This is a genomic window from Burkholderia sp. Ac-20384 (genome assembly GCF_017104605.1).
In the GTDB taxonomy this organism is placed as follows: Bacteria; Pseudomonadota; Gammaproteobacteria; order Burkholderiales; family Burkholderiaceae; genus Burkholderia; species Burkholderia lata.
The window spans coordinates 36,698-42,786 of record NZ_JAAGPE010000058.1; the positions used below are offsets into that span (position 1 = coordinate 36,698).

A 6,089-nucleotide genomic window follows, 5' to 3' on the forward strand; every position below is an offset into this window, starting at 1 on the left:
ACCACGCTGACCATCACGCCCGTTCGAGCACGGCCATTTCCCGCACGACCACGAGCAGCACCGCGAGGCTTGCACCGCCCGACGCGCGCAGGTCCGCGAGCAGGTGCTCGTAGCGCACGAGCGCGGCTTCGCGGCGCGCGCGCCACGCGCCCACGATCGTCTCCGGTGTGGTCGAATCCGGCGATTCCGCGAGCGCGCTCGCCGCAAGCGTGCGCTTGAGGCGCGCGACTTCCGCGAGCGCGGCCGCGCGCGCCAGCATGTCCCAGTGCGTCGGCGTCGGCAGCGTCGCCGCGCGCTCGCCGATCCAGCTGTAATTGAGCAGCGTGCCGAGCGAGAAATCGACGCCCGCGACGAGTTCGAGGCTGCGGTTGCTGGTCGCGGCCACTTCGGCGATGTCGAGCAGCGCGGCCGAGATGTCGCCGCTTGCGACGCGCACCGCCAGCGCGCTGTCGACGCCGGCTTCGACCAGCACGCGCGGCCGTTCGGACAGCGCGTCGAGATCGTCGGCCGGCAGCAGCGACGGCAGTTGCGGCGCCAGCCGCTCCGCCGCGTCGCGGCAGCGCGCGATCAGCTCGGTGACGCCACCATCGGCCACCGCGCCGGATTGCAGGTGCCGCAGGAACCACAGCGCCGCGCGCTCCAGCAGCCGCGCAACGTCGACGAACATGCGCGCCTGCACGTCGTCGGCGACGCGGTTGTCGAGCGCGTCGATGTCGCGCCACACCGCATCGAGGTCGAACACGTCGCGCGCCATGATGCACGCCCGCACGATGTCGCCGGGCTTCGCGTCAGTTTCTTCCATCAGCCGGTGCACGAATGCGCAGCCGACGCGGTTCACGAGCGCGTTGGTCAGGTGCGTCGCGAGAATCTCGCGGCGCAGCGGATGGCGGCGCATCGGTTCGCTGAAGCGCTGCTGCAGCGGCTTCGGGAAGTAGTCGACGAGCATCGCGGCCACCAGCGGATCCTCGGGCACGTCGGATTCGAGCAGCGCGTCGTACAGCCACATCTTGCTGTACGCGAGCAGCACCGCGCGCTCCGGTGACGTGAGGCCGAGCTTCGCGGCCTGGCGTTCGGCCACTTCATCGTCGGTCGGCAGGAATTCGATCACGCGGTTCAGCCGGCCCGCGCGTTCGAGCCAGCGCATCAGGCGCGCCTCGGCGTCGAGCAGCTCGACCGCATAGCGGCCGGCGATCGATAGCGCCTGCGTCTGATAGTAGTTGTCGCGCAGCACGAGCAGCCCGACTTCGTCGGTCATTTCCGCGAGCAGCGCGTTGCGCTGCTTCTCGGTCATCTCGCCGTCGGACACGACGAGCCCGAGCAGGATCTTGATGTTGACTTCGTGATCCGAACAATCGACACCGGCCGAGTTGTCTATCGCATCGGTGTTGATGCGGCCGCCGCGCTGCGCGAACTCGATCCGGCCGAACTGCGTGCAGCCGAGGTTGCCGCCTTCGCCGACCACCTTGCAGCGCAGGTCCGTGCCGTTCACGCGCACCGCGTCGTTCGCGCGGTCGCCGACCTGCAGGTGGGTTTCGCGCGCGGCCTTCACGTAGGTGCCGATGCCGCCGTTGTACAGCAGGTCGACCGGCGCCTGCAGGATCGCGCGGATCAGCTCGGCCGGCGGCAGCGCGTGCGCGTCGATGCCGAGCGCGGCCTGCACGGCCGGCGACAGCGGGATCGTCTTCGCGGTGCGCGGGTAGACGCCGCCGCCCGACGAGATCGATGCCGGATCGTAGTCGGCCCAGCTCGAGCGTTCGAGCGCGAACATGCGCGCACGCTCGGCGAAGCTCGTCGCAGGATCGGGGTTCGGGTCGAGGAACACGTGCCGGTGATCGAACGCGGCGACGAGCCGGATATGCGGCGACAGCAGCATCCCGTTGCCGAACACGTCGCCCGACATGTCGCCGACGCCGACCACCGTGAAGTCGGTCGTCTGCGTATCGATGCCCATCTCGCGGAAGTGCCGCTTCACCGATTCCCACGCACCGCGCGCGGTGATCGCCATCTTCTTGTGGTCGTAGCCGACCGAGCCGCCGGACGCGAACGCGTCGTCGAGCCAGAAGCCGTATTCGTGCGAGATCGCGTTCGCGTAGTCGGAGAAGGTGGCCGTGCCCTTGTCGGCGGCGACGACCAGGTACGGGTCATCCGGATCGTGACGCACGACGTCGGGCGGCGGCACGATCGCGTTGCTCACCAGGTTGTCGGTCAGGTCGAGCAGGCCGCGCAGGAAGGTCTGGTAGCATGCGATGCCTTCGCGCATCCACGCTTCGCGATCGCTCGGCGGCGGCGGGTTCTTCACGACGAAGCCGCCTTTCGAGCCGACCGGCACGATCACGACGTTCTTCACCATCTGCGCCTTCATCAGCCCGAGCACCTCGGTGCGGAAATCCTCGCGGCGATCCGACCAGCGCAGGCCGCCGCGCGCGACGCGTCCGCCGCGCAGGTGCACGCCTTCGACTCGCGGCGAATACACCCAGATCTCGAACATCGGCTTCGGTTCGGGCAGCCCCGGCACTTTCGCCGGATTGAACTTGAACGACAGGTACGGTTTCGATTCGCCGTTCGCGTCGACGAGGAAGTAGTTCGTGCGCTCGGTCGCGTTGATCACGCCGAGGAACTGGCGCAGGATGCGGTCCTCGTCGAGGTTCGGCACCTGGTCGAGCGCGCCTTCGATCGCCTTCAGCAGCCGTTCGGCCTGCACGTCACGCGTGTCGCCGGTGGCCGGGTCAAAGCGCAGCAGGAACAGCTCGACGAGTTGCCGCGCGATTGCCGGGTTGCCGGTCAGCGCGCGCTCGATATACGCGTCGCTGAAGGTCGAGCCGACTTGCCGCAGGTATTTCGCATACGCGCGCAGGATCGTCACTTCGCGTGCGCTCAGGTGGGCGCGCAGCACGAGGCGGTTGAAGTCGTCGTTCTCGATCCGGCCGCTCCAGATCTGGTCGAACGCATCCTCGAACAGGCCCTTCACGCGTTCGATGTCGAACTCGGTGTCGTCGGCGAGTTCGAGGCCGAAGTCGTGTACCCACGCGTGCGCGGCATCTTGCGTCTGGATCCGGTACGGCCGCTCTTCGTCGACGCGCACGCCGAGATGCTCGAGCATCGGCAGGCTGCGCGACAGCGCGATCGGGTCGCCCGCGCGATAGACCTTGAAGCGGAACGCACGCGCCTCGGCCTCGATCGGCCGGTACAGGTTCATCGCGAGCTGCCCCGAATCCTTCACGCGCTCGATCAATTCGATGTCGCGCACGGCCGTGCGTGCCGGATAGTCGTCGCGATAGCCGGCGGGGAACGAGTCGGCATAGCGCTGCAGCAGGCGGTTGCCTTGCTCTTCGCCGAATGCGTCGAGCAGCGCGTCGGCGAGGTCGTCCTGCCAGCGGCGCGTGACCTGCACGAGCCGCGTTTCGAGCTCGCGCGTGTCGACGTCGGGCATCGTGCCCGGTTCCGCGTGCACGACGAAATGAATGCGCGCGATCGCCGATTCCGACAGCAGCGGCGTGAATTCGACGTTCACGCCGTTGTACGCATCGATGAGCAGCTTCGCGATGCGCCGGCGCAGGTCGGTGTTGTACTTGTCGCGCGGCACGAACACGAGGCACGACACGAAGCGGTCGAAGCGGTCGCGGCGCACGAACAGGCGTGTGCGCTGGTGTTCCTGCAGCCGCAGGATGCCGAGCGCGATGTCGTAGAGCTGGTCCTCGTCGGCCTGGAACAGCTCGTCGCGCGGATAGGTTTCGAGCACCGTCACGAGCGATTTGCCGAGATGTCCCTTCGGCAGGAAGCCCGCGCGCCGCACGATGTTCGCGCACTTGCGGCGCACGATCGGGATCTCGGCGCTCGACACCATGTAGGCGGTCGATGTGTAGAGCCCGATGAAGCGGCGCTCGCCGGCGACTTTGCCGTCGGGGCCGACGAGTTTCACGCCGACGTAGTCGAGATAGCCGGGCCGGTGCACGGTCGCGCGCGAGTTCGCCTTGGTCAGGAAGATCGGCCAGGAGCCGGTGATGATGTCGGCGGCGGCCTGCGGCAGCGGCGTGACGTCGGGTGCGCCCGACGTGCGCAGCGATTCGCGCAGGATGCCGAAGCCGGTGCCTTCGATGCCGCGGAGCCCGAAGCCCGAGCCGTCCGATACCAGCGCGTAGTCGCGCTGGCCGAGGAACGTGAAGTGATCGGCGGCCATCCATTCGAGGAACGCGCGTGCCTCGATGTCTTCCGCGGTCGATTCGCGCGCCTTCATTTCCTTGATCGTCGCGCGCGCGATGTCGACGATCTTCGGCCAGTCTTCCACTGACGCGCGCACGTCGCCGAGCACGTGCGCGATGTCGTTGCGCAACGTGTTGAGCAGCGCAGCATCGCCGCAGCGGTCGACTTCGAAATGGATGAACGAGGCGAGCTGCGACTGGCCGTCGCCGGGTGTCGCGCCGCCCGCGTCGACGCGCTCGATGCCGCCATCGCGACCGCGCCAGATGCGGAAGACCGGGTGCAGTGCCGAGTGCAGCGCGAGCCCGAGGCGGTTGACGGCCATCGTCACCGAATCGACGAGGAATGGCATGTCGTCGTTGACGATCTCGATGACCGTGTGGTCGGAATGCCAGCCGTGCTGTTCGAGGATCGGGTTGTACACGCGCAGCCGTTCGCTGCCGGGCACGAATTTCTGGGCGGTCTGCCAGTGCGCCATCGCGGCGCCGTAGAGATCGGCGATGCTGCGGCTTTGCAGATCGTCGGCATCGACGAAATCGTAGTAATGACGCAGGAAGGGTTCGACGATCCGGAACGTGGCTTCGGGCAGGCGCCCGCGCGCGAATTCGACGACGTCCGAGAGCAGGTGTGCGACGACTTCCTCGTTCTTCGCTTCCATGGCGGTCTCCTCGTCGGGTGGCCATCGGCTGCTGCGTCTGTCCGGCATTATGCGCCGATTGCGTGACAAAGCGATGTGCGGGCGCACAACGAGCGGCGGCCTGGAGAGACCGCGTGCAGCGCCCGTCGTGGGCGTTGCAGTGGGTGAATCAGTGCAGGGCACGCGGCGCCGAAACGACGCCGCCTTTGACGCTCAGCGCTCGTCGCTCCACAGCTTCCCGGCCGTCGCCCAGTTCTCTTTCTTCACGTCGGTGAGAATGATATCGACCGAGCCCGGCGCGCAGCCGAGCGTTTCGCATGTGACGCGCGTGATGGCTTCGACGAATTCGCGCTTCTGGTCGACGGTGCGGCCTTCGAAGAGCTGGATATTGAAAGTCGGCATGACGGAATGCTCCGATGGTTGGGGTGAATGATTCGCGGGGAGCCGGCGGCGTCAGTCGCGATACGTCGGATCGATCCGGTCGAGCCGGCGCAGCAGCGCCGGCCATTCCAGTTCGCCTTCGATCGCGCCGCCGTCGCGCAGCTGTTCGGCGGTGCGGTCGGCGATGGCCGGGTCGGGCAGCACGAGCGGCCCGCCGCCAGCCTGCGCGCGTACCTGGATATCGCACGCCTTGATCAGCGTATCCATCAGCACATAGGCTTCGGCCACGGTGCGGCCGACCGTCAGCGTGCCGTGGTTGCGCAGCAGCATCGCGGATTTCGCACCGAGGCTCGCGGTCAGTCGCGCGCCTTCGGCCGGCGAGAACGCGAGCGCCTCGTAGTCGTGGTACGCGAGGTCGCCATGAAAGCGCAGCGCGTGCTGCGACGCGGGCAGCAGCCCGTCGCGCTGGATCGATACGGCAATGCCGGCCGTATTGTGCAGGTGCATCACGCACACGGCATCGGCGCGCGCGGCATGCACGGCCGCGTGCAGCGCGAAGCCCGTCACGTTGACCGCATGCTCGCTGTCGCCGATCCGGTTGCCGGCCAGGTCGATCTTCACGAGATTCGATGCGCGGACTTCATCGAAGGTGAGGCCGAACGGGTTGATCAGGAAGTGGCCGGGCTCGCCGGGCACGGTCGCGGAAAGATGCGTGTAGATCAGGTCGTCCCAGCCGTTCAGCGCGACGAGCCGGTACGCGGCGGCGAGGTCGACGCGCATCCGGCGTTCGGCGTCCGAGATCGGGCCGCCGGGTTTCACGGCATCAGGACGGTGTGCGAATGACGACATCGGGTTCTCCGAGGGTGAAGCGGCG

At 67.7% G+C, this 6,089-nt stretch carries 3 protein-coding genes; all 3 read right to left on the bottom strand.

Annotated features, from left to right (window positions below; genetic code table 11):
* Nucleotides 1-13: 13 nt before the first annotated feature.
* Entirely contained in the window at nucleotides 14-4,855 is a 4,842-nt protein-coding gene (locus tag G3O00_RS14050; RefSeq protein ID WP_206143311.1) for an NAD-glutamate dehydrogenase, read from the bottom strand.
* A 192-nt stretch (nucleotides 4,856-5,047) separates the two neighbouring features.
* Nucleotides 5,048-5,236: a 4-oxalocrotonate tautomerase gene (locus G3O00_RS14055; RefSeq protein ID WP_011354745.1), complete on the bottom strand. Its 189-nt coding sequence runs from the start codon at nucleotides 5,234-5,236 to the stop codon at nucleotides 5,048-5,050.
* A 51-nt stretch (nucleotides 5,237-5,287) separates the two neighbouring features.
* Nucleotides 5,288-6,064, bottom strand: a complete 777-nt coding sequence (locus G3O00_RS14060) for a class II aldolase/adducin family protein (protein WP_174943821.1) — start codon at nucleotides 6,062-6,064, stop codon at nucleotides 5,288-5,290.
* Nucleotides 6,065-6,089 lie beyond the last annotated feature (25 nt).